Here is a 26784-nt window from a genome sequence, read left to right as displayed (position 1 = left end):
ATGATGAAGTATCACGGCGAAAATGAGCGAATGACAATGATAGATTACAAAATTGAATAAAAATGAAACAATACGATAAAAAATCATCAATACAACTTCTTGCATGCAGCTTGCCAACTTTTTACCATGGATATTGTTAGCACTCAACGTGATTGAGTGCTACTAAAAACAGTTGGATGCTGCCACCCAAAAGAAGCTTGTTCATAACTGAAATTTTTTACTCTCTCATTTCACGATGACAGGTAAAACATTTCTTTTATGTGCAACGCTTCTTTTTTTTCTTTGGGGAAAACGTGAGGAGCAAGGAGGATGATGACCATTGAAGGCGTTACTGCTGGCAGGAGGGCTTGGCACCCGGCTGCGGCCGCTGACCGAGAACATGGCGAAACCGATGGCGTTGGTAGGAAACCGCCCATGGCTTGAACATCTTGTCACTCACTTGAAACGGCAGGGCATTCATGATTTTGTCATCGCAGTGAAGCATTATCCGGAAATGATTCAGCAATATTTTGGCGATGGACAAGCTTGGGGCGTCAGCATTGAATACGCGGTGGAGAAGACGCTGTTGGGTACGGCGGGAGCGATCAAGAATGCGGAACGGCTGCTTGGCGACCGCTTTCTGGTGGTGAACGCCGACATCATTCACGAGGCGTCGCTGATTCCGCTGCTGGAGTTTCACATGCAGCACAAGGGAGCCGTCACCATCGGCCTGACCGAGGTGGAAGACCCATCCCAGTATGGCGTCGTGGAGCAGACCTGGTCGGGCGAGATCGTCCGTTTCGTGGAGAAGCCGGACAAAAGCCAGGCCCCGTCCCGCCTGATCAATGCCGGTATTTATGTGATGGATAAAGAAGTGCTGAAATGGATCCCGCAGGGCAGGGAAGTTTCCATCGAGCGGGAGACTTTCCCCCTGTTGATCGAGCAGGGCGTGGGGGTATACGGCAAGACGATCGATGGCTACTGGATGGACATGGGCACCAAAACCCGCTACCGACAGGTGCACTGGGATCTGCTGGACCGGACGCTCTCCCTCCCGTTTGCGCAGAAGGAGCAGAACAAAGGCATCTGGATCGGGGAGGAGACGGTGGTCGGACAAGGGGTGCTGTTCGTCCCGCCTGTGCTGATCGGCGACCGTGTCCGGATCGGGGAGCGCAGCGTGATCGGCCCGTATGCCGTGATCGGCGACGACTGCGAGCTGGGCAAAAACGTCCGCTGCCAGGAAACGATCATGTGGCATGGCTGCAAAGTCCACGACGCCGCTCAGCTGAAAAACTGCATTTTCGGCTACGGGCTGGAACTGGGGGCCAGCCACATCTTGCATGAAGCGGTGATGAACCGGATGGCGGGAGGTAGTCAAGCATGACGCAGGCAGCGTATGTCAGCACCTATGTGCCCAGAAGGTGCGGCCTGGCCACCTATACCTATCATCTGCGGCAGCATGTGAAACGGGCGAAGCTGTGGAGCAATCCGGACCCGGTGATCGTGCTGACCGACGGAGGGGAGCATGCGGACGGCCGAAACCCGGCCCTGTGGCCCCTGCCAAAAAACGAGCGGGAAGCGTATGCGCAGATGGCGCGCCGCCTGAACGACAGCAGCGTCACCGTGGTCTCCCTGCAGCATGAATTCGGCATTTTCGGCGGGGAAGCGGGGGCGTATGTGCTCGATTTCGTACGGGCGCTGCAAAAGCCGCTGGTCACCACCTTCCATACCGTGTTTGCCGAGCCGGAGGAGCCGTACCGCTCGATTCAGCAGGAGATTGCGGACAGGAGCGACCGGATCATCGTGATGAACCGCAAGGCGATCGGTTTTCTGCACCGCGCGTTCGGCGTGCCGGAGGAGAAGATCGTCTTTATTCCCCACGGCACGCCGATCCCCGATCCCAAGCAGAGAGAGGCTTTTCGCCAGCAGATGGACTGGCAGGACCGGCGCGTCATGATGACGTTCGGCCTGCTGGGCAGGGGCAAGGGGCTGGAGATGATCCTGGAGGCGCTGCCGCAGGTGGTGGAAGCGGTCCCTAATATCCTTTACGCGATTGTGGGCCAGACCCATCCCGAAGTGAAAAAGCGGGAAGGGGAGGCGTACCGCCGCGAACTGCAGGCCTTGATCAGCCGCAATCGGCTGGAGAACCACGTGGTGATGATCGACCGGTACGTCGAGGAGGATGAACTGGTCAAGTTTCTTTCCGCATGCGATCTGTACGTGACGCCCTATCCCGGCATGCAGCAGATTACCAGCGGTACGCTGGCGTATGCCGTGGGGCTGGGACGGCCGGTGCTGAGCACGCCGTACTGCTATGCCGAGGATCTGCTCGCGGGCTGCGAGGAGCTGCTGATCCCGTATGGCGATACCGCGCAGTGGGCGGAAAAAATCGCCGCGCTGCTGCAGCATGACGAGACGCGCCGGGGCTGGGAACAAAAAATCGGGAGCATCGGCGCCGCCATGCATTGGCCGCTCGTCGGCAAGCGGCATGCCCAGCTGTTTGCCCAATTGTCATCCCGCATGAGCGCCCAGGCAGCGGGGGGGACGGCCGTTGCGTCACGGTCCCGTTAGCTTGCGCCATCTCGAGCGCATGACGGATGATACCGGTCTGTTGGAGCACTGCCTGGGAAACATTCCGCGCCGCCGGGAAGGGTATACCACCGACGACAATGCGCGAGCGCTGTGGGCATGCGCGGAGTGGCTGGAGCTGGCCGTGCTGGACGGAAACCGTCATCTTGCCGAGAGAGCGGACCGCCTGATCGACCGCTATCTCGCGTTTCTGCTGTGGGCGCAGCGGGAGGATGGGAGCTTTCACAACAACATCTCCTATGACCGCAGGCCGGAAGCGGAAGAAGCCTCGGACGACTGTCTTGGCCGGGCCCTGTGGGCAAGCGCGGTCGCGTCGGTGAAGCTGCCGGACCGGGAGCGGCGGTTTGTCGCCTCCCGCCTGTTTGACAACGGCCTGCCCCGCACCGGCAGGATGACCTATCCGCGCGGGTGGGCTTTTGCGCTGGCCGCCTGCAGTTTTCTGGTCCTCAGCCAGTCCGACGATACGCTTTTGCCGTACGTCGAACGCTTTGAGTCACAGCTGCTCCGCCTCTACCGGCAATCGGCCCAACCGGGCTGGAGCTGGTTTGAACCGGAGATGACCTATGGAAACGGCGTCCTGCCGTGGGCCCTGTTCTGGGCCTGGCAGGTGACGAAGAGAGACGAAACGCTGGCTGCCGCCCAGGCGAGCCTCGATTGTCTGATCGGCAATATGACGGGGCCAGCCGGGCATATCCGGCCGATCGGGTGCCACGGGTGGTGCTCGCCCCGGCACCGGAGCGACTGGGATCAGCAGCCGCTGGATGTGATGAAACTGGCCTTGGCCTGTGCCAAAGCCTGCGCGATCCTCGGGGAGAACCGGTACAGGCAGACCCTCGACAAATGCAGGGCATGGTTTTACGGCGAGAACGACATGCAGGTTGCCATGGTGAATGAGGAGGAAGGAAGCTGTTATGACGGCTTGACGCCCCATGGGGTGAATCTCAACCAAGGGGCGGAATCCACATTGTCCTATTTGCTCATGGAAGCGATCTATCGGAACACGGAGTTGGAGGTAGATGCGTATGTCGGTAGCAGCAATCCATGACAAAGTTCCCGCCCATGTTTTCCGGGAGTACGATATCCGGGGGAAGGCGGGCGAAGAGATCAGCCCGGCGTTTGCCTATCTGTTGGGGAGGGCGTTTGGCGAAAAGCTGAAAGCCGCCGGGTTGGAGCGGGCGGTGGTGGGCCGGGACAACCGGAAGTCATCGCCTGAACTGGCGAATGCGTTGATCGCCGGTCTGCAGTGGACAGGCTGCCGGGTGGCCGACATCGGCGAAGTGACAACGCCGATGTTTTATTACAGCCTGCATCACTTGAACATCCCCGGCGGCTTGATGGTGACGGCAAGCCATAACCCGGGCGATGAGAACGGCTTCAAGATCGCCATGGACCGCACCACCATCTATGGAGAAGAGATCCAGCGCCTGTACAGGCGGATGAGCGAAATCAATGCGGCGGAGAAAACGGCCGATGTGCCGCCCGTTCTCTCCTCCCATGTGGAGCGGATCGACATCGAACAGCCATATCTGGCGATGCTGGCGGACAAAATCGTCCTCGGGCCGCGCAAGCTGAAGGTGGTGGCGGACTGCGGCAACGGCACCCCGTCGCCGTTCGTCCCGAAGGCGCTGGCGCAGTGGGGCTGCGACGTGGTGCCGCTCTATTGCGAGTCGGATCCAAGCTTCCCCCATCATCATCCCGATCCGGTCGATCCGAAGAATCTGCAGGATTTGATCCGGAAGGTGCGGGAGGAGAAGGCGGATCTGGGCGTGGCCTTTGACGGGGACGGCGACCGGTTGGGCGTGGTGGACGACCAGGGCAACATCCTGTGGGGCGACCAGCTGATGATCCTGTTCTGGCGGGAGATCCTGCCCAAATATCCCGGCTGCCAGGCGCTGGTTGAAGTGAAATGCTCCCTGGCGCTGGTGGAAGAAATCAACAAGCTTGGCGGCAAGCCCGTCTTCCATCGCACCGGCCATTCCCACATCAAGGCGTCGATGAAACGGCTGGATACGCCGTTTACGGGGGAGATGTCCGGCCATCTGTTCTTCAAGGATGAATATTTCGGCTTTGACGACGCCCTGTACGCGGCGGGCCGCCTGCTGCGCATTCTCACCAACAGCGAAAAACGCCTGTCCGAACTGTTTGCCGATCTTCCGCGCTATGTCGCGACGCCCGAGACCAGAGTCCCCTGCGAGGAGAAGGCGAAACCTACCATTCTGCAAAAGGTGAAGCAGTATTTCGCCAAGACACGCGAGATCATCGAAGTGGACGGCGCCAGAGTGCTGTTTGACAACGGCTGGGGATTGGTACGGGCGTCCAATACGCAGCCGATTCTGGTGCTGCGGGCCGAAGCGGACTCGGAGAGCGGACTGAAACTGATCAAATCGGAGATGGAGAAGGCGCTGGCCTTCGCCGATCCGAACCTTACCGTCGGATGGTGATGCGGCATGAACGCGTATCCGTTGCTGTTTACGCCGTCGTACCATCAGCGTATATGGGGCGGCACGCGTCTGCGCACATTGTTCGGCTATCCGATTCCCGACAAACAGACGGGGGAGGCGTGGGTCATCTCCGATCATCCCCACGGCAGAAGCGCCATTCAGAACGGCGTCTACCGGGGAAAGACGATACACGATCTGCTGCGGCTCCATCCCGACTGGTTTGCCCCCCGGCGGCTGGAGCGGTTTCCCCTGCTGGTGAAGCTGCTGGACGCCCATGACCATCTGTCGGTTCAGGTGCACCCGGATGATCGCTACGCCTACGAACATGAAGGAGAATGGGGCAAGGCGGAATGCTGGTACGTGATTCACGCCGAGCCCGGGGCGGAGATCGTGTGCGGGCATACGGCCCAGACGCGGCAGGAACTGGCGGAACGGATGGCAGCCGGGGAGTGGGACAAGCTGTTGGTTCGCACCCCTGTGCGAGCGGGCGATTTTTTCTACATCCCGCACGGCACCCTGCATGCCTTGGGAAAAGGCATCGTCGTGCTGGAAATTCAGCAGAACTCCGATGCTACGTACCGCGCCTATGATTACGGCCGCGTGGATGCGGCGGGGAAAAAGCGGGAGCTGCATGTCGAGAAGGTGCTGCAGGTGACCAATGTGCCGGATGTGCCTGCAAAGGTGGAGCCCGTGACGCGGGAAAGCGATTATCTGCTGGTGACGCATTATCTGAGCTGCCCCTACTTCACGGTGGAAAAATGGAGGCTGAGCGGAACCCGGGACGAGCGTTCCAGGGAGTGTTTCCTCCTGATGTCCGTCCTCTCCGGCTCGGCCCGTCTGGAATGGGGCGGCGGAGAACTTGCTTTGCGGGCGGGCGACCATCTGCTGCTCCCGCGAAAACTGGGCAGCTACCGGCTGTCCGGCGAGCTGGAAGCCATCGTCTCCTACCCGCCGAACCAGGCGGCCAGCATGCAAAAAGCCGGCTGACCGCCCGCTTCAGGCTGATGATAAACCTGTCAGAGGCATGGCGTGATGGGGCCAAGCGAGCTCCTTTGACGACCGACACAGCGAAGAAACAAAGACGCGGGGGACCAGGGGGCGTGAGTCTCACATCGCTGAGAACACCCAGATGTTGAGCCCCCTGCCCGCGTCGCGTTTCGGAGCGGACACGACCAACTTCTTCGCTGGTCGTCAAGAGAGCGAGCAGGAACCATCATCCATGACATGTGGACATTGTCTGCACACTGTAGCGGGCACCCAACCGGGGGTGCCCGCTTGCTGTGGGCGAATCCACGGGGGAGTGCCTTTGCGCTGCTTGGGCGATCAGGAAGCTATTTCGACACGGGCACCTGATGCAAATATTCCTCCAGGGTGATCTTCTGCCCCATGATCTCCTCGGCGATCTTCTTCCCCACGTAACGAATATGCCACGGCTCGTACTGATAGCCGGTGATCGCTTCTTTTCCAAGAGGATAGCGGATGATGAAGCCGTATTCCGCCGCGTGCTGCTCCAGCCACTTGGCCTCCTTGGTGCCGGCAAAGCAGTCAGCTGCCGCGCATTTCCGGTCGGTTCCGGACACGTCGATGGCCAGGCCGGTCTGATGCTCGCTGGTGCCCGGCACTGCGCTGTAGGTGCGGGCCTTTTCTTCCCCATCCTGTTTGACGTAATAGTTGAACAGGACTTCCTGGGTGGTGTAGGAGCGGAAGGCGGATACCCCCATCAGGGTAATGCCGTCCTTTTTGGCCGCGGCAAACAGTTTTTCCAATGCTTGCGCCGCTTCCTTGCGCATCAGATGCTTCTCATTTTTTTTCGGGTCCAGAAACGGAACGGCCGGATAGATCAAATCCTGGGGCCGGTAATCTTTCGGCAGGGCAAAATGCTTGTTCAACAGCACGGTGATGCTGTCGGGATCGGCTACCACCGTCACGGCCTCCTCGCCACCCGTCTCTTCGCTGTCGGCAGGGGGGTTCTTCCCTTCGCCGCTGTCCGATTGGGTGCCGGCTGAAGAAGCATGCTGCGGCGGAAGGGAATCCTGGGCAGGGTTGTCCGCAGGTTTCTCCGGCTCCGGCGGCACGGTGTGCGGTACTGGTGCAGGTTCCGGTGCCGGTTCCTGTACGGAAGACGTGCCCGGCAGATGGATCGGATTGGTGCAGCCCGTGCAGAGCGAGAGCATGATAACGGCTAGCAGGGTATTGCATGAACGTTTGAACATATATTGTTTCTCCCTTGTTCCATAGCTTTTCTGCTGCATTTCGGCTGGCTGTCACAGCCTTTCCATCCATTATACAGGGGATTGGAGTGGATCGTTCCGTCAATCGACTGACAAGTTGTGGAAAAGAGGCTTCCTCGTTCCATGCCGTCGCAGGGCCGTAAGACGGCAAAGCGCCCCCGCCTCTTCTGTCATTCGGTCACCCGGTTGCCTTGCTTGTCGATGTAATACAGTTCGCTGTACCCGTCGGATGCGACCAGCGCCAATCCTTGACGGAAGGGATAGGCCTCCCGATACTGCGGTTTGATCGCCAGTCTTCCTGTTTTGTCCACATACCCGTCTTTCCCCTTCAGCCGCACCCGCGCGAGCCCGTCGGAGAAATCGTCCGCCCCGTCAAACTGCGGCGAGATGACCATTTTCCCCGTCTTGTCCAGATAGCCGAACCGATAGCCGACGCGGACCAGTGCCATGCCGTCGGAAAAGTCGGCCGCATAATCGTTTGTCTTGTTCCGGAAATCAATCGTCGGCGGGATCACCAGTTTTCCCGTTTTGTCGAGATAGCCGAATTTCCCGTCGACGGCGACAAGGGCCAATCCCTCATGGAAATCATGCGGCTGCGCCCCGCCGCTCATGGACGGGAGGTCGCCCAAGGAAAACCGGGGCGCAATCACGAATGTTCCGGTTTTGTCGATGTAGCCGTAATGACCGCTGCGCGCCACCGCGGCCAGCCCTTCATGAAAATCGTTGGCGATGTCGAATTGCGGACGGACGACCCATCTGCCGGCCTTGTCGATATATCCCCACAGGCTGCCCACCCGCACTGCCGCCAATCCTTCACTATACGGTTTCACCTGATCGTAACTGGCCGTAGCCACTTTTCCCGTTTTGTTGATGAAGGCGGACTTGCCGCCGGTCCGGATGACGGCCAGCCCGTCGCGAAAATCGGCGTTTTCGTCGTATTGCAGGGGACTGGCGTACGCTTCCAGCGAAAAGACGGGTGGAATCGCCCAGTTTCCTGTTTTGTCGATATAACCGTACTTGTAACCGACCCGCACGGCTGCCAGCCCTTCGTGAAAATCATTCACGGAATCAAACCGCAGCGGGATGGCGATTTCTCCGTTGGCATCGACAAATCCCCATTTCCCGTTGAAGTACACGGCCGCCATGCCTTCCCGAAACGGCCGGGCGTCGCTGAACTGCGGATCGACCCAAATCCGGCCTGACGCATCCATGTACCCCCATTTTCTGTTTTTCATGAACGGATACAGTTCCGCTTGCGGTGCGAGCAGGGGCGGAGAAGGCTGATCAGGCCGCTTTTTCAAGGCTGCGACTCCCTTGTCGGCCAGGCTTTTGATCAGCTGGACCGCTTCCGCCCGGGTAAGCCTGTCCTCCTTGCCAAATCCGCTCAGGCTGGGCGTACCGCTGCGCCCTTTCGCCACGCCCAGGTTGTACAGATACTGGACGGCGTTGTTCGTATCATAATGAAAGCCTTGGGACGCGGCGATCAGCTTCGCCGCTTTCCCGCGTGTGATCGGCACGTTTGCGTCCGTTGGGGATGCGGGCCAATGGTAGCTGGCGGCTGCCTGATAGTACGGCTTCGCCCAGTTGGCCCCGCCGGGTTTCAGCGCGATCGCCGCATGATCCGCGTAAAAGCGGAGCAGCATGGCCAAAAATTCGCTTTCCTTGACCGGTTGATCGGGCTTGAAGGTTTGATCGGGGTAGCCGGAAATCAGGTGATGTCCGATCCCCCAAGCTATGGCGTCGGCTGCCCAAAAGGAGGGGGGCACGTCGCGAAATGCTGGTTCCACAGAGGCCGCGCCGGTGACTCCTCCCGCATTCCATGCCAACACACAGGCAGCGGCAATGTTCAGGATGCGTTTCATCATTCTCCCCTCTTTCTCCATGAATCGTCCTTTTACATAGACGAAGAAACGGAGAAAAAGTTCCCCCAATCCGGAGGGAAAGGGAACCGTCCTAAGCGTTTTGTGCCGGTTCCCCCTCATCCTTCACCTCTTCATAGCGCAGGCTCTTGGTCGTCGAATCGCACTGTGGGCAGCGATAGATGATCTCCACATCGTGCCCGCATTCGGGATGAACGAGCCGGGCGTACCGTTTCTCCAGGTAGCGATTGCCCCAATCGGAGAGGGCGATCAGGACGTGGCGCAGTTCCCGGCCCTTCTCCGTCAAGGCGTATTCAAAGCGGGGCGGATGCTTGGAATAGAGGGTGGAAACAACAATCCCCTCCTGTTCCAGCATCTGCAGCCGATCTGAGAGGATGTTGGGAGCGATTCCTTCCAGCCCTTGCCTGATCTCGTTGAATTTCCTGTCCCCGCGCAGCAGCTGGCGAATGATGAGGAGCGTCCAGCGATCCCCGACGATATCCAGCGTCCCTGCGATATTGCAAGGTTGGTTGTACTTTTTGCCCATCGTCACGTACCTCATGTTCCGTATAAGTGTTGTTCCCATTATAACAAGGAAGCGGCGGAAATACATGCCATGACGAATGTTGTGAAAAGTTAGTTGTTTTTTAATACTGACTAGTTTATCATTACCATAACCAGATTGTGCCATAAGGAGGTCTTTGACATGATTTTGCAAAAGCTGCCGTGGGCGTGCATTCTGCTGCAAACCGAAAAAACGACACTGCTGATTGATCCGCTGGGCGAGACAACGTCTCCCGGGAATCCGGCAGGCGCTTGGATGGGGGCGCCCGGCGAACCGATCGTGCCATTGTCGGATGTTCCGGGCGTTGCCGGCGTGCTGATCACTCATGTTCATCCGGACCATTTCGACCCGGCCGCCATCCTGGGGGCATACGGTGCCGACATTCCCTTGCTGCTGCCGGAGGAGTCTGCGGACGTGGCGCGCAAAGCAGGGTTTCGCCATGTGCGGGGGATGAGTGTCGGAGGGGTGTATCGGATTGGGGAAGCCGCCATCACCGCCACCTATGCGGTGGATGGCTTCGGTACACCGCAGGTCGCGTGGATCGTGGAGGGGAATGGCAAAAAGGTGATCCATTGCGGAGATACCCTGTGGCATGGGTATTGGTGGAAAATCGCGCGGCTTTACGGCCCCTTCCATGCCGCCTGCCTGCCGGTGAACGGCCCGATTCTGGAGGTTCCCGGCCTGGCGAGGCAAAGCCGGGTGGAAGCCGCCATGTCTCCCGAACAGGCGGTAGAGGCCGCGTACCTGCTGGAAGCGGACAAAATGGTTCCCATGCACTACGGCACCTTCCACAACCCGCCCTGTTACAGGGAAACGGACAATGTGGTGGAACGCGTGTTGGCACGCGCGCAGGAACGCTCTCTGGACGTGCGGATCATGAAAACAGGAGAGAGGCTGATCCTGTGAGAACGGGAAGCTGGCTCGCAAGGCCCGGCCGCTTGGAGCGTCACCGACAGAGACGCCCCAAGCGGTTTTATGCTGAACGGCCTGCCTTTCTGCGTCGTTGGCTGGATCTCAGTCGAAGGAGCGGCGTGCGGGCCAGGAACCCTGCATTTTGCGGATCTGGACGATCTGGCCGGTGTGGTAGGCGGCATGCGTGAGGAGATTGAGCAAAGTCTCGCCCAGGGAACCGCCGGACAGCGGCCGGTCATACGCTTCTTCCGGCAGGGTGGCAAGCACGTCCCGCAGCCCTTGGTATACCTCTTCCACCCGTTTGACGGTGGCCTGCCATGCCGCTTCGTCATCGGGAGCCTCCACGGTGAACGTATCGTCGTTCGTGCTGGCCGGATAAGCGGGACTTCCCCCCTTGATCCGCTCCAAAAACCGTTCCTGGTAGTACAGGAGATGATTGACGTACTCCCAGATGGTATTGGCCGCCTCTCCCGGCGGGCGCCAGCTGGCCTGGGCGGCGGTCAGACCTTCCAGCACCGGCTGCAGCGGCGGATACCAGGCTTCGGTAAAATAGCTTTTTTCCACTTCTTTGCGCAGGATTTCCATCCGGCTCATGTTTGGTCGCCTCCTTCTGCTTGTAACTATCATTTTTGCGATTGTGCGTTATTATAGTATAGAAAAGAGAGAACAGAATGTAACTTGCTATTTCTCATATGATGGTTACAATCAATTTACCATATGCTGGATGATATGGTCAAGATGGCGCAGGAGTGAGAGACGGTGGAATTGTTGTGCATCGATTTTTTAAACAGTGACTGGCGCGACTGGCGCGGATCCGGACGGCGTGAAGACCGGCTGTTGAAGCCGGAATGGTGGGAGCGTTTTTGTGAGCAGTGGGGATTGGAGGCGCAGTACCCGCCGGATGCGGATACCCTGTCTGCCTTGCAGAACCTGCGGGCCCACATGCGGGCGGTGGTGGAGGCGGTCGCTGCCGAAAGACCGCCGGAGCGGAAGGATCTCGATGCGCTGAACCGTGCCTTGGAGCACGCGCTGTCCCATCCGCGGCTTGCGGTCACCGCAGACGGTTTCCGGCTGGAACAGGTGGTGTTCGCAAAGGGCTGGCCGGATGTGATCGGACGGATCGCGGAATCGTTCGCCAGGCTGCTGGCGGAAGAGGATCTGCGCCGGTTGAAGATCTGTGACAATGACGACTGCCGCTGGGTGTTTTTCGATGAAAGCCGCAACCGGGTCCGCCGGTGGTGCGATGACAAAATGTGCGGCAATCTGCTGAAAGTGCGCCGCTTTCGGGAGCGGCAAAAAGCAAAAGGGACGTCCGTGTAGGGCGTCCCTGATTTCATGTGTATAACGGAAAGTTTAAACTCTTTTAAGCGATAAAGCGACGTGAGAAAGGTTGGGGCCCCCGCCGACGCCAGAAGGGGCCCCACTCGGCACAGAGCGCGCCCCACTCGGCGCAGCGGTAGCTATCGCCGATTGGGTGGAGCGTTCGCTCAAGTCGGCGGGGTGGATGTCTGCATGCTCCGCTCTGTATCCATGGGCGTCTTTTTTGGTAAAATGGGCTCAACGAAGTCGAAGAAAAAAGGAGAAGAGCAGAATGAAGCTATTGACGTTTCGGACGGAAAGCGGCCTGCAGCTCGGGGTGAAAACGGATCGGGGCGTGCTGGACATCCTGGAATCTGCCGGCGCGGACTCGGCCGTCCCACAATCCGTCTCACAATTGCTAAAAGGCGGAAAATTGGCATTTCAAGCGTTGGCCGCTCATGTGCAGCGCCTGGTGGAAACGGGGGACGACCAGCTTTTCCTGGACGAAGATGCGCTGCAGTTCGGCCCCTGTGTACCCGGCACGGGCAAGATCATCTGCATCGGTCTCAACTACCGCAAACACGCTGCGGAATCAAACATGCCGGTGCCCGAATATCCCATCCTGTTCAACAAATTTGCCAATGCGGTTGCGGCACACGGGGAGGAGATCGTGCTGCCCCGCGAGTCGCAGCAGGTGGATTACGAGGCGGAGCTGGCAATCGTGATAGGGCAGAGAGCGAAGCGGGTGGCAAGGGAAGAAGCCTTGTCCTATGTGGCGGGCTACTGCAATGCAAACGATCTGTCCGCCCGCGACCTGCAGTTCCGCACCCACCAATGGCTGCTGGGAAAAAGCTGCGACGGCTTCTGTCCGCTGGGGCCTTATCTCGTCACGGCAGACGAAGTGGGCAACCCGAACGACCTTGCGATCAAAGCGTACGTCAACGGGGAGATACGGCAGCACTCCCATACGTCGGACATGGTATTCCCCTGCGACGAACTGATCAGCTACATCTCTCACCATCTGACGCTGGAACCGGGGGACATCATCCTGACGGGGACGCCCGCCGGCGTGATCATGGGCTATCCGAAGGAGAAACAGGTGTGGCTGCAGGATGGGGATGACGTGATCGTCGAGATCGAGAAGCTGGGCCAACTGCGCAACCGCATGTGGAGAGAGACCGAGTAGGCGCATCCGCATCATTGCATCCGTCTTGTCGTACATGATAAGGTAGAGGAGGTTTTTGCCCTATCGCTGTATTGACGAAATGGAGACGGTTTGAATGGGATGGAGCATCCTTGTTTTCCTGGGAGCCTGCAGCTACGGGGTTCTCTCCACGATCGTGAAGTTTGCCTACGATGCCGGGTTTACGGTCGATGAGGTGGCGGGCTGCCAGCTGCTGTTTGGCACGGCGATCTCCTGGCTGCTCGCGTGGGGAGCGGGCGGAGTAAAGGCGGGGCGGAAAGACTGGCCGCCGCTGCTTGCCGTTGGCATGTGCGCCGGCTTGACCGGGGTCTTTTACTATTCCGCTCTGCAGTATGTCACGGCTTCGTTTGCCATCATCCTGCTGTTCCAATTCACGTGGATCGGGATGCTGCTGGAAGCCGTGCGGACGGGAAAAAAGCCGGAGGGCGTGAAGCTGGCGGCGCTCGGGCTGCTGCTGGTCGGCACGCTGTTTGCCTCCGGTGTGACCGAGACCGCGCAGCGGTTCTCCTGGTGGGGCATCGTCCTGGGACTGTTGGCGGCGGTCTCCTATGCGCTGTTCATCACGGCAAGCGGCCGGGTGGCGCTGCATGCAAGCGCCTGGTCCCGCAACGCGGTTTCGATGACAGGGTCGCTCCTGACGACGTTTCTCCTGTTTCCCCCGCGTTTTCTGGTCAACGGCGCATTGGGAAACGGGCTGTGGATCTATGGCCTCCTGCTGGCCGTTTTTGTGGTGATCTCGATTCTTTGCTTCACCTTCGGCACCCCGCGCATCGGGGCGACGCTCGCCATCATTCTCGGTTCGGCGGAGCTGCCCACAGCCGTCTTCATGTCGCGCTTTGTGCTGAGGGAGCATGTCAGCCTGCTGCAGTGGGCGGGGGTGGCCGTTATTCTCGCCGGCATCGCCCTGCCGGAGCTGGCGAAGAGGCGGGAACGCGGGGTGTGACACTCCCGCACCCCAGGGACCGGACGCCATGTCCGGTCTTTTTCCTGTATTCCCGATGGGGTACAATGGGCCTGGGGAGGGATATCATGGAAAAACAGTTGCCGCAAACCTGGGATCTGGATGTATTTTTCGCCGGAGGAAGCACGTCGCCAGCTTTCGCCGCCTATCTGGATCAATTGGAAAAGGATATTGCCAAGCTGCGCGAAGGGATCGCGCAGGGGAAAACAGACCTCGACACGCAGAGCGCCTTGATCGCCGAGATTCAGCACATCGCGGTTCGCCTGAAGCAGGCGGGATCGTTTGCGTCATGTCTGTCCGCCCAAAACGTGAAGGATGAAAATGCCGTACTTGCCAGCGGCCGGGTGAAAACGATCGGGGCGGCCTTTCATTCCGCGCTGACCAAGTGGGAAGAGCAGCTGCTGCGGATTCCCGACGCGGAATGGCAGGCGCTGTTGCAGAGGGATGCGCATGTGCCGATCGCCTTTCCGCTGGAGGAACGCCGCAGACGGGCCAAGGAAAAGCTGCCGCCCGATGTGGAGGTGCTGGCCAACGATTTGGCCGTGGACGGGTATCACGGCTGGCAGGATCTGTACAATGTGGTGGTTGGACGCATCACGGTGGAAGTGGAGCATGACGGCAAGGTTCAGCAGCTGTCGGTCGGGCAGGCGGCCAACCTGATGCATCATCCTGACCGTGACGTGCGGGCGCGCGTGTTTGCCAAATGGACGGAAGCATGGGCGAAGGAAGCGGATCTGTGCGCCCAGGCGCTTAATCATCTCGGAGGATACCGCCTGCAGTTGTACCGTCACCGCGGTTGGGAGTCGGTGATCAGGGAGCCGTTGGATCTGAACCGGATGACCGAACAGACCCTGAATGCCATGTGGGAAGCGATCGATCGGCGCAAGGACCGGCTGGTCGCCTATTTGCAGCGGAAAGCGAAGCTCCTGGGCGTGGAGAAGCTCAGCTGGTTTGATGTCGCCGCGCCCATCGGCAGCGTGAGCAGACACATCCCTTATGAGGAAGCGGCGGCCTTTATCCTGGAGCACTTCGGCCGCTTCAGTCCGAAGCTGCGCGAACTGGCAGCCACGGCATTCGCCGAAGGCTGGGTGGAAGCGGAGGATCGCCCCGGCAAACGTCCCGGCGGCTTCTGCACCAGTTTTCCTGTGAGCGGGCAGTCGCGCATTTTCATGACATATGCGGGCAATGCCTCCAATGTATCCACGCTGGCTCATGAGCTGGGCCACGCCTTCCACCAGCATGTGATGAGCGGCCTGCCGCCGATGGCCCAGAACTATGCGATGAACGTGGCGGAGACGGCCTCCACCTTTGCCGAGATGATCGTGGCGGACGCCTCGGTCAAGCAGGCGGCCACTCGGGAGGAACGGATCGCCCTGCTGGAAGACAAGGTGCAGCAGACCGTCGCGTACTTCATGAACATTCAGGCCCGTTATCTCTTCGAGCGCCGCTTCTACGAGGAACGCAAAAACGGGCTGGTCGCCGTCGCCCGCCTGAACCAGTTGATGGAAGAGGCCCAAAGGACCGCGTTTTGCGATGCGCTGGCCGCCTATGAACCGCACTTCTGGGCATCCAAGCTCCATTTCTACATCACAAGTTATCCGTTTTACAACTTTCCGTATACATTCGGCTATCTGTTCAGCCTGAGTCTGTATGCCCGCAGCCTGGAGGAAGGGGCGGCTTTCGAGGAAAAATACGTGGCGCTCCTGCGCGACACGGGTCGGCTGACGGTGGAAGAATTGGCCAAACGCCATTTGGGAGTGGATATCGCCAAGACGGAGTTCTGGCAGTCGGCGGTCGATCTGGCCGTGGCAGACATTGAGGAATTCCTGCGCTTGACGGCATCGTAAGAGAGGGGTTTTCGGCGCATCTTCTTCCCCTTGTCCGCATACGGTACTACTAAAGGACAAGGAGGGGGTTGTCATGCGCCGAATGGTTGCTGTTCTGATCCTGCGAAATGTGCTCGGCCTGATTTTTTTCGCCCATGGCGCGGCCAAATGGCGGACGGGTCTGGAGCAGGTGGCCGAGCATTTTCAGCACCTGGGCCTTCCCGGGGTGCTCGCCTATGCGGTGGCCGGTGTTGAACTCATCGGCGGGATCGCGATGATGGTCGGGTGGGGCGTCCGCTACGTGGCGGCTGCCTTTGCGGTGATTATGGCGGGGGCCATCGTGAAGGTGAAGTTTGCCTTCGGACTGTTGGGAAACGGGGAAACGGCCGGCTACGAATTTGACCTCATCCTGCTGGCCGTCTCCACCTACCTTGCCTTGACAGAAGAGCGTCAGAACGTAATCCCGAAACCGGTTCTCTCCAAGACGATCAAAAAAATGTAAACGCGCCTTCCTTTTCGGGGTTCATTTCTTCTCGTCGGCAAAAATATCCGTCCCTAATGACGCCAGCACCTCCACTGCTTCCCGTACCGGCAGCAGCGGCAGCCCAAACTCATCCGCCAGAACGCCTTCGATTTCTTCGATGCTCTGCAGGGTTTGCTTGTGCTCCTCCCCATCTGCCGTACGAATCGTCAGCATGTTGTTCACAAGGGAGATCGACCGGTTGTATTGGGTTTGCCAGAGCTGGCAGCGCAGGCTGGACATGAAGAAGGTGCCCGGCCGGTTTGATTCCTCAATGATGGGTTCAAATTCGGCGAACGACCGCCCCTGGTCGGGAGAAAACGTCCATTCCTGGCTGACAATCTCGCCCCTCCGATAGCGGATGAACCGGTATTGTCCCGGTTCCTCTTGGTCGGGAACAATCCGCACTTCATCTGTGCCGAACGCGGCCACATCAGCTTCCTCCCGTTCGAACCGTACCGGCCGGAAAAAGGGGGCCGCTGCTCCGCAATCCACATAGAGCCTTTCGCCGGGGAACTCCGGCACTTCAACGACGATCCCCATATGGTCTTTCCCCAGCTTCACCAGCCGGGCGTCGAATCCCAGCGCCGCCAGCAGCTGATGCAGGCGGGAGTTCAGCGTAAAGCAGGTGCCGCCGAAGTGATGACGGGCACGCTGCTCCACAAATACCTCCACAGGCGGGATCACGAAGCCGTTTTGCTGCCGGTCCCGATAATACAGCAGCTTGCTGATGTTTTCAAAAGCGAACGTGTGCAGATGGGCACGACATATGGCCGACAGGAAGGCATAGGTGGCTGGTTGGGCGGTCAACCCCATCAGTTCCAGATAACCGTGTGCCCATGCAGGTATCTCTTTCAATGCGACCCCTCCCGTTACATGCGTTTTCCCTTTCTTTGATTCCAACCCTTCTCCGCCTTGCCTCGCTACGATACCTGTGTCCAGGCGTGGTAGGCCAGCAGCAGCCACCCCGCGAGGAACAGAACGCCGCCGATCGGCGTGATCGCGCCCAGCACCTTGATCCCGGTCAGGGCGAGGGCATACAGACTGCCCGAAAAGAACAGGATTCCCGCAAAAAAGCACCAACCGGCCCAATGGAGGGCGGAGCCGGCAGGGGTCACCTTCAGCAGAATGGCTGCAAGAATCAGGGCAATCGCGTGAATCGCCTGATAGTGAACGCCGGTTTGGAAGATGGAGAGCTGGTATTCGGAAAGCCTGGGCTTCAGCCCGTGAGCCGCAAATGCGCCGAGCGCCACAGAAAGGAATCCGCTCAGGCTGCCTAACAGCAACAAGACACGCACGGCAATAACCTCCTTTTCCTTGAGTCCAAGTATGTACGCTCCTATTGTAACCGATCTGTTCGTTCATCGAAACAAGCCGATATGCATATCGCCTGCCCCGGGTTGCCGAAAGAAGAGCGGCAGCTTTTTTTCATGCAATCGTATCAATGGGGGAAGGGAAGAAGTAAAATTTTGCAGAAAACGGAACCAAGCGCCAATGAACGGCATAGTACAGGTGAAATGGGAACAGGGAGGAGTTGAAATCGCGCACATCCTGGCGATTCCCAAAGGAACCGTCAAATCAAGGTTAGCCCGCGGGAGGGAAAAGCTGAAACGTCTGATTGGGAGGGATGAACATGGAGAAGCTGCTGCAGAATGGAAAGCATCTATTTAAGGAGCCGCCCTTTGAACGACAACAATTTAAAGAGAAAATGCGCATCAGGCTGGAAGAAGAAACGATCCTGTCACAGAACGTACCTGCCTCGCGAACATTTCCCCAACGAAACATCCTTGCACTCGCCATGGTGGCCTTGATGGTGATTGTCGGTTCTGTTGGCAGTTATGTCTCCCCTACGTTTGCGGCGTGGATCTCGTCTTTTTGCCGATCCCAACAGGCTGATGCTCAGCTATTACGTCGAAAGGGAAGATGGCACAAGATCGGCGGACTATCTTCACGGAAAAATGTATGTGACCGATGCTCAAGGACAAAAGCTGGCGGAATGGCCGTATCGATTCTACAAGGGGGATGAATACGGGTATTACCAATTTGTCTTATCCAAGGCAGCAGAGCAGGCAATCGTCCATTTTGAGATTTCCGCCATCTCATCCGTGAACCATCCGGCAAAACAGGGGAAATGGCATGTAACGGTTCCCGTCGATATGCAGAAGGCAATGGCCGCCACGAAGCAGTTGCCGATCGGTCAACAATTTACAGCCGAAAAAGGTCTGTCGTTTGATTTGGTGAAAATTTCCTATTCACCCAGCGCTATTCGATTAACGATTGGAACTGACTGGAAAAAGGAAGCGGAGACGCGCATCCAAAATCTGATCAGGCAGATGAAAGGAACAAACGATGATCGGAAACTTCTCCTGGGGAACTATGCCTTCTCTTATCGGATATTGGATCAGGCAGGCAACGTCGTGGTCCAAAAAGAGGGAGTTGATGATTGGCTGAATGTGATCTCTTCCTATTCGACCACAGACCCGGTGGATGGAGGGAGGAAGGAGTTCCAGGAGACATTCGTCCCGATACATCGAGAGAACCTGCGATTTGTGCTGGATGGACTCACGATTGTCGAGCCGGCAGATTTGCAGATGAGTTTGTCCGGGTTATTGAAACAAGGGTCAGTTACCCAAGAGTATGAAGGGGATACCTTCACCGCTGCTCATCTGCAGATGAAGCAGGTCGGAAAGGACCGCATGGCGACACTGGAAATCACGGGTAAGATAAAGGAACCTCATGTTTACCAATGGCGATTGGTTGATTCGCAGGGGCGTGTCTACGAATCTGTGATTCAACATCAGGAAGATGAGGAAATCTCCAGGTTAAATGACAACAAGCTGTGGGAATTGCGCCAAACGCTCAGCTTCCCGGATTTGAACAACCTCTCAGGTACTTATACGCTTCAGCTGAAAAGCATCCCAAGGTGGTACCCCACTCATTGGGAGGTTTCGCTTCCAAAGATTCCGTAGACAACTTCCCCGATTCTGCATCATGCCCGTGTTGTGCTGTCCCTAAGCGAACGCGGCAAAATTTTTGCGCCAAGTACAGTGCCCAGGCCATCCTCCCGTCTATGGGCGAGGAACGTGAGAATCCCTGTCGTCTTTTTTTCCCCCGGCCATATACATGGATAGTAAGAGACTCGATACACGGTCCACGCTATTGATCGGGGGGAAGCCTTCATGAAACACGACGAGCAAGCGCAGTTGGAGCGCGCCATTGACGAGATCACCGAGATTGCCAAAGGGTTCGGCCTTGATTTTTACCCCATGCGCTATGAGATCTGCCCGGCCGACATCATTTACACGTTCGGCGCCTACGGCATGCCGACGCGTTTCTCCCACTGGAGCTTTGGCAAATCCTTCTACCGCATGAAGCTGTCGTATGACCTGAATTTAAGCAAAATCTACGAGCTGGTGATCAACTCCAATCCCTGCTACGCCTTTCTGTTGGACGGCAACAGCCTGATCCAGAACAAGCTGATCGTCGCCCATGTCCTAGCCCACTGCGATTTTTTCAAAAACAATGTCCGGTTCGCCAATACCAACCGGGACATGGTGGAGAGCATGGCGGCCAGCTCGGAGCGAATCAGGCAGTATGAGATCAAACACGGCAAGGAGGAGGTAGAGAACTTCCTGGATGCGTGCCTGTCTATTCAGGAGCATATCGACCCGAGCCTCCTGCGGCCGAAGCTGCACGGGAAGCGGGAAGAGGAAGAAAAGCCGGTGAAGGCGAAGAGACGGACACCTTACGACGACCTGTGGCGGCTGGAAGACACCCGGGATGAAACGGAGAACGGGCAGAGCAAGGCGCCCCGCCGCTTTCCGTCGGAGCCGGTCAAGGATCTGCTGTTGTTCATCCAGGAGCATGCCACCGGATTGGAGGAATGGCAGCGCGATATTCTGACGATCATTCGCGACGAGATGCTCTACTTCTGGCCGCAGTTGGAGACCAAGATCATGAACGAAGGCTGGGCGTCGTATTGGCACTGCCGCATCTTGCGCGAAATGGAACTGACGGAAGACGAGACGATCGAGTTCGCCAAGCTGCACGCCTCCGTCATCCAGCCCTCCCCCACCAGCATCAATCCATACTACCTGGGGTTGAAAATTTTCGAAGACATCGAACAGCGGTGGGACAATCCGACGAAGGAAGAACGGGAACGATTCGGCCGCCAGCCCGGCCAGGGCAGAGCCAAGATATTTGAGGTGCGCGAGCTGGACTCGGACACCAGTTTCATCCGCAATTACCTGACCGAGGATCTGGTCAACAAGCTGGATCTCTACATGTTCGGCAAGCAGGGAGCCGACTGGGTGGTGACCGACAAAGCCTGGGAGCAGGTGCGCGACGGGCTGGTACAATCGCGGATCAACGGCGGTTTCCCGTATTTTACCGTCCAGGACGGCGATTACCTGCGTGCCGGAGAGCTGTATCTGAAGCATCATTACGATGGGCTGGAGCTGGACGTGAAGTATGTGGAGAAGACAATGCCGTACGTGTACACCCTGTGGGGCAAATCCGTCCATCTGGAGACGATCGTGGAAGATCGGCCGGTATTGTTCACCTATGACGGGAAGAAGGTGCATCGGAGGTTTTTGTGACGGATGCAAGCCCGCAAGAAAAGAGACAAGGCGATAACCCTTGTCTCTTTTCACGTTATGCGGTTCCTTTCCGGATTCTTAAACAGAATGGATATGCTACAAGGAATTAATGTTAAATGGGGGATCTTCGATGCGTAAATTTCGGGTTTGGGACATAAAAGACAATCAAATGTGGGATGAAGCGAACCAATTGACGTATAAAAAGCCGGTGAATGCAAACAGATTGGTCAGCACATGAGACACGGTGGACGGAAGAATGGTCTTGTAGCGGTGGGAATACCATCCCCAGACTAGACCCATAAAATAAGCACCGCCTACAAAGCCAAGAATGCCCCCATCCATCCCGGACTCTTTGGCCAAAGCGGGAGCCAGATGCCATGCTCCGAAACAAAATGTGGGGTACAAAAAGCCGAGCCAAAAGCTTTTTGGAAAAACAGATGGAAATACACCACGCCAAAAAAGTTCCTCTATTGGAGCATTGATCATAGCAAAAAACAATGCAAGCAGAACGACCTCCCAGCCGGCAGAAGGTGCATAACGAGGGAATACGGCCAGTCCGGTTGCTAATGCTGGCAGGGCTACTAAGGAGGCGGAGATCCAATGTGTTTTATTGTATATGCCCTTGGGTAAGCGACACAGTCGTAAAAGGTTTTTTTTGAGGAATATAAGGGATACGGGTATGCACCAAATTAACCAGTAGACGACATAACCGAGTAAATATCCCCAAGTATCCCCAAAAAAATGGACCAAAAATTGAAAGATGACAATTTGTGAAAGTACCAGAGCAGGAGCGATTGCAGCGAGTGTTTTTTGTTTTAGGGACCATGAATTCATGAAGTAGATACCTCTCATTATTATGATTTTTTAAATATACCATATTTTTCCGTGAAATCTAGGAAGGAAAGAACGGTGTGTGAAAAATTAATGACCTATACACCACATATTCCTGCTGGAACCGGCCCGATCTCAACCGATCCTGCAGACGCGCTAAGGGAAATATTGATGGACTTTGATAACCAATGCGCGCGCAGCGAAGACCTGACCAGCGAATGATCGGCGGATACATGAGACTTGTGACAACGAAATATGCAAAGATTGCGCAACTACAGTTCCAGGGGGATTCGATTTTTGCCCGTCGTGCAACGAACTGCGGAAGAAGTCGGCTTAACAATGGAAAAAAGGCGAGGGAGTTCCCGCCTTAGTCAATGGTAAGTCTTCGAATCCTTCTACCAATCGCTTTAAGTTGGCGCATTGTCTCATTATGGCGTATCTCTTCCTCAAGAAGATTCAATGCTTCTTTAAGATTATCAGCTCGTTTGTTTACTAAATACATTTTTAGACGATCTAACATGTCTGGATGCCAATAATCTAGCGGAATAACTGAGTGTAAGGTTAATTCAACAATCAATTTTTCGCGTTCAGCTGGAATGCTCTTCAACTTATCCATTTTCAAGGTTTTCTTTATGAAGATGAAGTATCGATTCAAAAGAAAGATAATAATCATGTATGCAAAGATGAAGATTATAAGAGCATACTCGTTTTCATAAACAAATTTCGTTATCTCCGGAAAAATAAGGGATAGTTCACAAATACCCATCAAGAAAATAGTAAACAAGACATAGTGACCAAAACATCCTAGATTTATCGGCTTTTTATTAACCTTGTACTCTACATTTTCAAGCTCAACAAGTTTTCTAACTTTTGCTTCACTCCATTCAATATTCTTTATTAGTTCTTGTATATCGTCTCTCTCAGAGGGAAACCTGTTCATGCTATCCTCCCGGTGAAAAATATTACTAGATAAGAAAAATATACCACTTCTGCGAGGGGGAAGGAAGATGAGCGCTGTTGCGTCCCCGCGCCCGTTTCTTTTTTCGGTTGACTACTGTACCGTCCAGACGGTATAGTAAAATTGTCAATAACTAGAAATGAGGTTAACGCCATGACCACACGCAAACAAACACCCACTCGTGAAGTACTGTTGGATGCAGCGTGCCGGCTGGTCCGGCGCCAAGGGGTCGCTGAGCTGACGCTCGACGCCGTGGCTGCCGCTGCTGGGATGAGCAAGGGTGGGCTGTTGTATCACTTTCCTTCCAAGGAGGCGCTGATCCAGGGAATGGTAGAGCACCTGCTGGATGATTACAGCAACCGAATCGCCAGGGAGACGTCCCAGGAAACCGACCCGCCCGGAAAATGGGTACGCGCCTACGTGCGGACCACCTTTGACTCCAGCCAGCAGGAACGGGAGATGAGCGCCGGATTGCTCGCGGCCATCGCCACCAATCCCGATCTTTTGGAACCGCTTCGTTCCCGCTACCAGGAATGGCAGGCGAGCGTGGAGGACGATGGGATCGATCCCGCGCTGGCATCGGTGGTCCGCCTTGCTGCCGACGGTCTGTGGTTTGCCGAGCTGTTTGATCTGGCTCCGCCCGATCAAGAGCTTCGGACGAAGATTTTTCACACACTGCTCAAGCTTTCTGGGGAGTGATGATGGTGAAGACGTTTTTGCTGCTGTTGCTGGCCATCGCGGCGGAAGTTACGGGAACCACCGCGCTGAAAATGTCGGAGGGGTTCAGCAGACTGTGGCCGAGCCTGTTCGTGGTCGTCGGCTACGCCTCTTCCTTTTACCTATTATCCCTCGCCTTGAAGCACATCCCGCTCGGCATCGCATACGCCATCTGGTCAGGCCTGGGCACTGCCGTCACGGTGGCCATCGGGATCTGGCTGTGGAACGAGTCGCTCACGGCGGCCCGGGTCGTCGGCATTCTCTTGATCATTGCCGGCACCGTCGTGCTGCAGCTCTTCAAAAGTCCGGCGGCGTGAAGGGAGGGAGGAGGACTTGGGCAGCCTCAAATACTTCTTCTGGATCACGGATGCGGGGTTTCTGATTTACTGGTTCGTAACGTTTTTTCAGCTGATTCCCGTTGAGTACTTGTATCAGGATTATACGAACCCGATTTTGGTCTCCTGGAACTGGTCGTTTTTCCCCTTGGACCTGATCATCTCCCTGACCGGATTCGCCAGCCTCTGGCTGCACGCCAACAACCGTTCCCTCTGGCGCGACGTCGCCCTGATCTCCCTGGTGCTGACGTTCGTTTCCGGTTTGCAGGCAATCGCGTTTTGGGCCATCCGGTGTGACATCGATCTCGTCTGGTGGATTCCCAACGGGTTCCTGTTGATTTACCCCTTGTATTTCATTCCCCGGCTGCTGCAGAAGCGAACCCCTCGCGTGCATTAGGCGGCCGGCGGCAAGCCGCGCTTCCGTTCTTAGCCGTTCCGCTGCTCGTTCAAGTGAAATCCTCGGATTTTGGGTTTGTGATCGATTCTTCGAGTGGAAAGCGACGGCCAAAGGAAAGCAGCCCATGCGGGTCATACTCAAGAGCGGTGACCGGCTTGTACGACTCGTGGACGGTTCCCAACGGTCGCAAGGTAAGCACCTGCACCATCATCACCACGCAACCAACGAAATTGTGGCGGACATCCATGACCACATGCCCGTTATCCTGCGGCGGGAAATATAAAGAAACAGTACCCATGGAGATATAATCTACAAGGGTGCATATAAACTGTTTACTTATTAAAAACCAAGAGCTTTTTTTAATACATTTGTCCAAGTTTCAGGGATATCTTCATAGCAAGTCCATTTAGAAGTTTCAACATATGTTCGATAAGGTTTGTTCGATGTTGGTGCCTCGTAGCCGAGACAATTTTCTAAACATTCCTCCAGAACGGAAATTTTCTCTGGATCTCCAACTGCGGCCAAGATCGGCTGATTAAAACGTTCGGCTCCTTCAGTTCCACTATCTTTATCATGGATAACATGGAAAGGGATTTGTAAGGTTTTTAGGTACTTAACAACAGGGATAATGGCCGCTTTTCCTCGTGCTTTGACGATCTGGACCTTAGATAGTATTTCTTTCCTTACTTCTGGATTCAGCCATTTTAAAGCATTTTTTATTGCAATTACTTCTGAATCACCTTCCACAACTACGCATTTTTCCGCGAAGAAAATTCTTGACAATTCATCATCAAACGTTTTTATCATGTTTAAATATTCACGTTCATCTGCTTGTAAATCACGCGTTGCTTCGGAAAGGCCGTAATTGATAGCATTTGTAAAGTTTTCACTGTTCAGATAAAGCTTCGTTAGTGATTGCCAATCCTTGGACAAATCAATCATCCAAGGCGAATGGGTTGTACAAATTATTTGATCCGACTCACCTAAGGAATAGATCGTATCCCGAAGCAAATTAGCCGCTGAAGGATGCAGATAAATTTCTGGTTCTTCAAAAGCGACAAGCAACGGTCGGGAGCTTAGACTTTCCGCCAATTTCAAGTGAGAGTGGTACCTTAACATTGCGAATATTCCTGTTCTTACTAATCCAGTTCCTTGTCTTTCTGCATCCGTATTTACATTTGAATACATTTCGACAGTGTATTGCGGTTTTAATACGCTTGATAACTCTTTTAATGAAGGGGAAATTTTTATTCCACAATTTGGGAATACTTCATTAATCACGTTGTTCACTTGTTGACAAAGGTCGAAGATCATTGATCCCTCGGTTTCTAATGACATTTCTTTCTGAAGTAACTCCAGATTACTTTGGATCCCTGCGGCCAGTTCACTTTGACTTAATAAATCATCAAATAAGATCCCCAAACACTCTCCCAACAATGTTTTGCTGTCTGCTTTTCCAATATCGCTGACGTTTGTATAGGAGGGAATGTGAATTAAACGTGGCAACTTTGAAGCCACAATTTGCGGAATTCCTCCTGGATTTTTAACCTCTTTGGGGTCAGAGTCAAAATCCCATTCGACTGCTCCATCAATTTTCAGCTCCCAGCCACTTGGTAGCGTGTCATTTCTCGGCCTTGAGGTTTCCAATATTTCCTTTAGGTCCTGTTCGGAATATCCCAGATCAATAAGATGGCTCCATTTAGTAACATGTTTAAATTTATCAGAAATTTTGTAGTCGTATTGAACAGTACTTATTTCAGGATTACTGGAAAGAATACTAAATGTCTTTTTGTAAATGTATGTTCCGTCAATGACTCTTCCCTTAAAACCCCTACTATTAGCGGTAGCTGGATCAATTCCTGTAAAATAACCACAGATTTCAATCGTATCTGTCCGATTTCCATCAGGGAGGATCCGATAATCTTCGGGTTTTACCTTGTCATTACTAAGTGACAGTAACGCGTCGATGGCCTTAATTATCGTTGTTTTTCCGATATTGTTCGGCCCAATGATGAAAGTGGTTGGTGATAGGTGAATATCAGCGAATTCAATCCTTCTAAAGTTCTTAATGGTAATCCTACTTAATTTCATCTCCATTACACATCCTTTTATCCGTTTTTTAAGATTTCTGATAAAATTCTACAAATATTACCAAAAACCTCCATGTCGTTGAATTAAATAATAAGCACCTTTGCGAAACGAAGGCTGGGCTTCCTATTGGCACTGCTGCATCTTGCGCGAAATGGAACTGACGGAAGACGAGACGATCGAGTTCGCCAAGCTGCACGCTTCCGTAATCCAGCCCTCCCCCACCAGCATCAATCCCTACCACCTGGGGTTGAAAATTTTTTTGAAGACATCGAACAGCGGTGGGACAATCCGACGAAGGAAGAACGGGAACGCTTCGGCCACCAGCCCGGCCAGGGCAGAGCCAAGATATTTGAGGTGCGCGAGTTGGACTCGGACACCAGTTTCATCGGCAATTACCTGACCGAGATGGTGCATCGGAGGTTTTTGTGACGGGATGATCGGTTTAGAACCCCAAGCAGAGTCAAATCTGTT

General features: G+C 55.5%; 26 protein-coding genes and 1 pseudogene. 17 read left to right on the top strand and 10 right to left on the bottom strand.

The features are described from left to right. The first annotated feature begins 319 nt into the window (after positions 1-319). From G3578_RS07140 to manA, 5 genes are read left to right on the top strand one after another with little or no spacing between them, the layout of a single operon-like run. Positions 320-1363 carry a nucleotidyltransferase family protein gene (locus G3578_RS07140; protein ID WP_165210667.1) on the top strand — a complete coding sequence of 348 codons (1044 nt, stop codon included), beginning with the start codon at positions 320-322 and terminating at the stop codon, positions 1361-1363. After that, complete coding sequence (locus tag G3578_RS07135; protein ID WP_165210664.1) at positions 1360-2550, top strand: glycosyltransferase family 4 protein; 1191 nt, start codon at positions 1360-1362, stop codon at positions 2548-2550. Before G3578_RS07140 ends, G3578_RS07135 begins: the two co-directional genes overlap by 4 nt. Continuing rightward, positions 2531-3613, top strand: a complete 1083-nt coding sequence (locus G3578_RS07130; protein ID WP_481752724.1) for a prenyltransferase/squalene oxidase repeat-containing protein — start codon at positions 2531-2533, stop codon at positions 3611-3613. The genes G3578_RS07135 and G3578_RS07130 overlap by 20 nt, the downstream gene beginning before the upstream one ends. After that, on the top strand, positions 3585-5009 hold the full coding sequence (locus G3578_RS07125) for a phosphomannomutase/phosphoglucomutase (RefSeq protein ID WP_481752723.1): 1425 nt from the start codon (positions 3585-3587) through the stop codon (positions 5007-5009). Before G3578_RS07130 ends, G3578_RS07125 begins: the two co-directional genes overlap by 29 nt. Before the next feature lie 6 nt (positions 5010-5015). Next, complete coding sequence (gene manA, locus G3578_RS07120; RefSeq protein ID WP_165210658.1) at positions 5016-5996, top strand: mannose-6-phosphate isomerase, class I; 981 nt, start codon at positions 5016-5018, stop codon at positions 5994-5996. A 344-nt stretch (positions 5997-6340) separates the two neighbouring features. Here manA and G3578_RS07115 read toward each other — a convergent pair whose 3' ends face one another. The 3 genes from G3578_RS07115 to G3578_RS07105 all read right to left on the bottom strand — a co-directional run bounded on the left by G3578_RS07115 (position 6341) and on the right by G3578_RS07105 (position 9646). Further along, entirely contained in the window at positions 6341-7222 is an 882-nt protein-coding gene (locus tag G3578_RS07115; RefSeq protein ID WP_165210655.1) for a M15 family metallopeptidase, read from the bottom strand. Between the two features lie 188 nt (positions 7223-7410). Further along, on the bottom strand, positions 7411-9105 hold the full coding sequence (locus G3578_RS07110) for a WG repeat-containing protein (protein WP_165210652.1): 1695 nt from the start codon (positions 9103-9105) through the stop codon (positions 7411-7413). Positions 9106-9193: 88 nt separating this feature from the next. Further along, positions 9194-9646: a winged helix-turn-helix transcriptional regulator gene (locus G3578_RS07105; protein WP_165210649.1), complete on the bottom strand. Its 453-nt coding sequence runs from the start codon at positions 9644-9646 to the stop codon at positions 9194-9196. 159 nt (positions 9647-9805) lie between these two features. On the opposite strand from G3578_RS07105, the gene G3578_RS07100 reads away from it, so the two are divergent. Further along, positions 9806-10570: an MBL fold metallo-hydrolase gene (locus G3578_RS07100; protein ID WP_165210646.1), complete on the top strand. Its 765-nt coding sequence runs from the start codon at positions 9806-9808 to the stop codon at positions 10568-10570. Between the two features lie 108 nt (positions 10571-10678). On the opposite strand, the gene G3578_RS07095 is transcribed toward G3578_RS07100, so the two are convergent. Beyond that, positions 10679-11170, bottom strand: a complete 492-nt coding sequence (locus G3578_RS07095; protein ID WP_165210643.1) for a DinB family protein — start codon at positions 11168-11170, stop codon at positions 10679-10681. 165 nt (positions 11171-11335) lie between these two features. Here G3578_RS07095 and G3578_RS07090 point away from each other — a divergent pair, with 165 nt between their 5' ends. The 5 genes from G3578_RS07090 (at position 11336) to G3578_RS07070 (ending at position 16368) form a co-directional block, all read left to right on the top strand. Further along, positions 11336-11896, top strand: coding sequence for an ABATE domain-containing protein (locus tag G3578_RS07090; RefSeq protein ID WP_165210640.1), 561 nt, complete (start codon positions 11336-11338; stop codon positions 11894-11896). 271 nt (positions 11897-12167) lie between these two features. Next, entirely contained in the window at positions 12168-13061 is an 894-nt protein-coding gene (locus G3578_RS07085) for a fumarylacetoacetate hydrolase family protein (protein ID WP_165210637.1), read from the top strand. Between the two features lie 94 nt (positions 13062-13155). Beyond that, entirely contained in the window at positions 13156-14022 is an 867-nt protein-coding gene (locus G3578_RS07080) for an EamA family transporter (protein WP_165210634.1), read from the top strand. A gap of 86 nt (positions 14023-14108) precedes the next feature. Then, positions 14109-15887 (top strand): M3 family oligoendopeptidase, encoded by a 1779-nt coding sequence (locus tag G3578_RS07075; protein ID WP_165210631.1) that lies wholly within the window; start codon positions 14109-14111, stop codon positions 15885-15887. A gap of 73 nt (positions 15888-15960) precedes the next feature. Further along, on the top strand, positions 15961-16368 hold the full coding sequence (locus G3578_RS07070) for a DoxX family protein (RefSeq protein ID WP_165210628.1): 408 nt from the start codon (positions 15961-15963) through the stop codon (positions 16366-16368). Between the two features lie 21 nt (positions 16369-16389). Here the strand turns inward: G3578_RS07070 and G3578_RS07065 are convergent, their stop codons facing one another. Beyond that, complete coding sequence (locus G3578_RS07065; RefSeq protein WP_241254507.1) at positions 16390-17244, bottom strand: arylamine N-acetyltransferase; 855 nt, start codon at positions 17242-17244, stop codon at positions 16390-16392. A gap of 65 nt (positions 17245-17309) precedes the next feature. Continuing rightward, positions 17310-17684 (bottom strand): DUF423 domain-containing protein, encoded by a 375-nt coding sequence (locus tag G3578_RS07060; protein WP_165210625.1) that lies wholly within the window; start codon positions 17682-17684, stop codon positions 17310-17312. A 519-nt stretch (positions 17685-18203) separates the two neighbouring features. Between G3578_RS07060 and G3578_RS07055 the strand changes: the two genes are divergently transcribed. Together G3578_RS07055 and G3578_RS07050 are read left to right on the top strand one after the other, a co-directional pair. After that, positions 18204-19355 (top strand): hypothetical protein, encoded by a 1152-nt coding sequence (locus tag G3578_RS07055; protein ID WP_165210622.1) that lies wholly within the window; start codon positions 18204-18206, stop codon positions 19353-19355. 210 nt (positions 19356-19565) lie between these two features. Next, positions 19566-20984 carry a SpoVR family protein gene (locus G3578_RS07050; RefSeq protein ID WP_165210619.1) on the top strand — a complete coding sequence of 473 codons (1419 nt, stop codon included), beginning with the start codon at positions 19566-19568 and terminating at the stop codon, positions 20982-20984. A gap of 165 nt (positions 20985-21149) precedes the next feature. Here the strand turns inward: G3578_RS07050 and G3578_RS07045 are convergent, their stop codons facing one another. Next, entirely contained in the window at positions 21150-21818 is a 669-nt protein-coding gene (locus tag G3578_RS07045; RefSeq protein ID WP_165210616.1) for a CPBP family intramembrane glutamic endopeptidase, read from the bottom strand. Between the two features lie 364 nt (positions 21819-22182). After that, on the bottom strand, positions 22183-22755 hold the full coding sequence (locus tag G3578_RS07040; protein WP_165210613.1) for a hypothetical protein: 573 nt from the start codon (positions 22753-22755) through the stop codon (positions 22183-22185). Between the two features lie 171 nt (positions 22756-22926). Here G3578_RS07040 and G3578_RS07035 point away from each other — a divergent pair, with 171 nt between their 5' ends. Genes G3578_RS07035 through G3578_RS07025 form a run of 3 tightly spaced genes read left to right on the top strand, consistent with a single transcriptional unit; the run spans position 22927 to position 24222 of the window. Further along, complete coding sequence (locus tag G3578_RS07035; protein ID WP_165210610.1) at positions 22927-23472, top strand: TetR/AcrR family transcriptional regulator; 546 nt, start codon at positions 22927-22929, stop codon at positions 23470-23472. Positions 23473-23477: 5 nt separating this feature from the next. After that, complete coding sequence (locus G3578_RS07030) at positions 23478-23807, top strand: DMT family transporter (RefSeq protein ID WP_346773974.1); 330 nt, start codon at positions 23478-23480, stop codon at positions 23805-23807. 16 nt (positions 23808-23823) lie between these two features. After that, positions 23824-24222 (top strand): YvaD family protein, encoded by a 399-nt coding sequence (locus G3578_RS07025; protein ID WP_165210604.1) that lies wholly within the window; start codon positions 23824-23826, stop codon positions 24220-24222. A 49-nt stretch (positions 24223-24271) separates the two neighbouring features. Here G3578_RS07025 and G3578_RS21280 read toward each other — a convergent pair whose 3' ends face one another. Together G3578_RS21280 and G3578_RS07015 are read right to left on the bottom strand one after the other, a co-directional pair. Further along, positions 24272-24475 carry a hypothetical protein gene (locus tag G3578_RS21280; RefSeq protein WP_165210601.1) on the bottom strand — a complete coding sequence of 68 codons (204 nt, stop codon included), beginning with the start codon at positions 24473-24475 and terminating at the stop codon, positions 24272-24274. A gap of 86 nt (positions 24476-24561) precedes the next feature. After that, on the bottom strand, positions 24562-26313 hold the full coding sequence (locus tag G3578_RS07015; RefSeq protein WP_165210598.1) for an ATP-dependent nuclease: 1752 nt from the start codon (positions 26311-26313) through the stop codon (positions 24562-24564). Positions 26314-26413: 100 nt separating this feature from the next. On the opposite strand from G3578_RS07015, the pseudogene G3578_RS07010 reads away from it, so the two are divergent. Beyond that, positions 26414-26718 (top strand): annotated as a pseudogene (locus tag G3578_RS07010) (SpoVR family protein); the annotation flags it as partial. Between the last annotated feature and the right edge of the window lie 66 nt (positions 26719-26784).

Source organism: Brevibacillus sp. SYP-B805 (assembly GCF_011059135.1).
Classification (GTDB): domain Bacteria; phylum Bacillota; class Bacilli; order Brevibacillales; family Brevibacillaceae; genus Brevibacillus_F.
The sequence above is the reverse complement of the archived record's forward strand: the minus strand, read 5'-3'. Positions and strand labels throughout refer to the sequence as shown.

Bases quoted from the DNA above. Each gene is read 5' to 3' on its own strand.
- G3578_RS07135 (WP_165210664.1), top strand. From the start codon at position 1,360: ATGACGCAGGCAGCGTATGTCAGCACCTATGTGCCCAGAAGGTGCGGC.
- G3578_RS07125 (WP_481752723.1), top strand. From the start codon at position 3,585: ATGCGTATGTCGGTAGCAGCAATCCATGACAAAGTTCCCGCCCATGTT.
- manA (WP_165210658.1), top strand. From the start codon at position 5,016: ATGAACGCGTATCCGTTGCTGTTTACGCCGTCGTACCATCAGCGTATA.
- G3578_RS07115 (WP_165210655.1), bottom strand. From the start codon at position 7,222: ATGTTCAAACGTTCATGCAATACCCTGCTAGCCGTTATCATGCTCTCG.
- G3578_RS07110 (WP_165210652.1), bottom strand. From the start codon at position 9,105: ATGATGAAACGCATCCTGAACATTGCCGCTGCCTGTGTGTTGGCATGG.
- G3578_RS07105 (WP_165210649.1), bottom strand. From the start codon at position 9,646: ATGGGCAAAAAGTACAACCAACCTTGCAATATCGCAGGGACGCTGGAT.
- G3578_RS07100 (WP_165210646.1), top strand. From the start codon at position 9,806: ATGATTTTGCAAAAGCTGCCGTGGGCGTGCATTCTGCTGCAAACCGAA.
- G3578_RS07095 (WP_165210643.1), bottom strand. From the start codon at position 11,170: ATGAGCCGGATGGAAATCCTGCGCAAAGAAGTGGAAAAAAGCTATTTT.
- G3578_RS07085 (WP_165210637.1), top strand. From the start codon at position 12,168: ATGAAGCTATTGACGTTTCGGACGGAAAGCGGCCTGCAGCTCGGGGTG.
- G3578_RS07080 (WP_165210634.1), top strand. From the start codon at position 13,156: ATGGGATGGAGCATCCTTGTTTTCCTGGGAGCCTGCAGCTACGGGGTT.
- G3578_RS07075 (WP_165210631.1), top strand. From the start codon at position 14,109: ATGGAAAAACAGTTGCCGCAAACCTGGGATCTGGATGTATTTTTCGCC.
- G3578_RS07070 (WP_165210628.1), top strand. From the start codon at position 15,961: ATGCGCCGAATGGTTGCTGTTCTGATCCTGCGAAATGTGCTCGGCCTG.
- G3578_RS07050 (WP_165210619.1), top strand. From the start codon at position 19,566: ATGAAACACGACGAGCAAGCGCAGTTGGAGCGCGCCATTGACGAGATC.
- G3578_RS07045 (WP_165210616.1), bottom strand. From the start codon at position 21,818: ATGAATTCATGGTCCCTAAAACAAAAAACACTCGCTGCAATCGCTCCT.
- G3578_RS07040 (WP_165210613.1), bottom strand. From the start codon at position 22,755: ATGAACAGGTTTCCCTCTGAGAGAGACGATATACAAGAACTAATAAAG.
- G3578_RS07035 (WP_165210610.1), top strand. From the start codon at position 22,927: ATGACCACACGCAAACAAACACCCACTCGTGAAGTACTGTTGGATGCA.
- G3578_RS07015 (WP_165210598.1), bottom strand. From the start codon at position 26,313: ATGAAATTAAGTAGGATTACCATTAAGAACTTTAGAAGGATTGAATTC.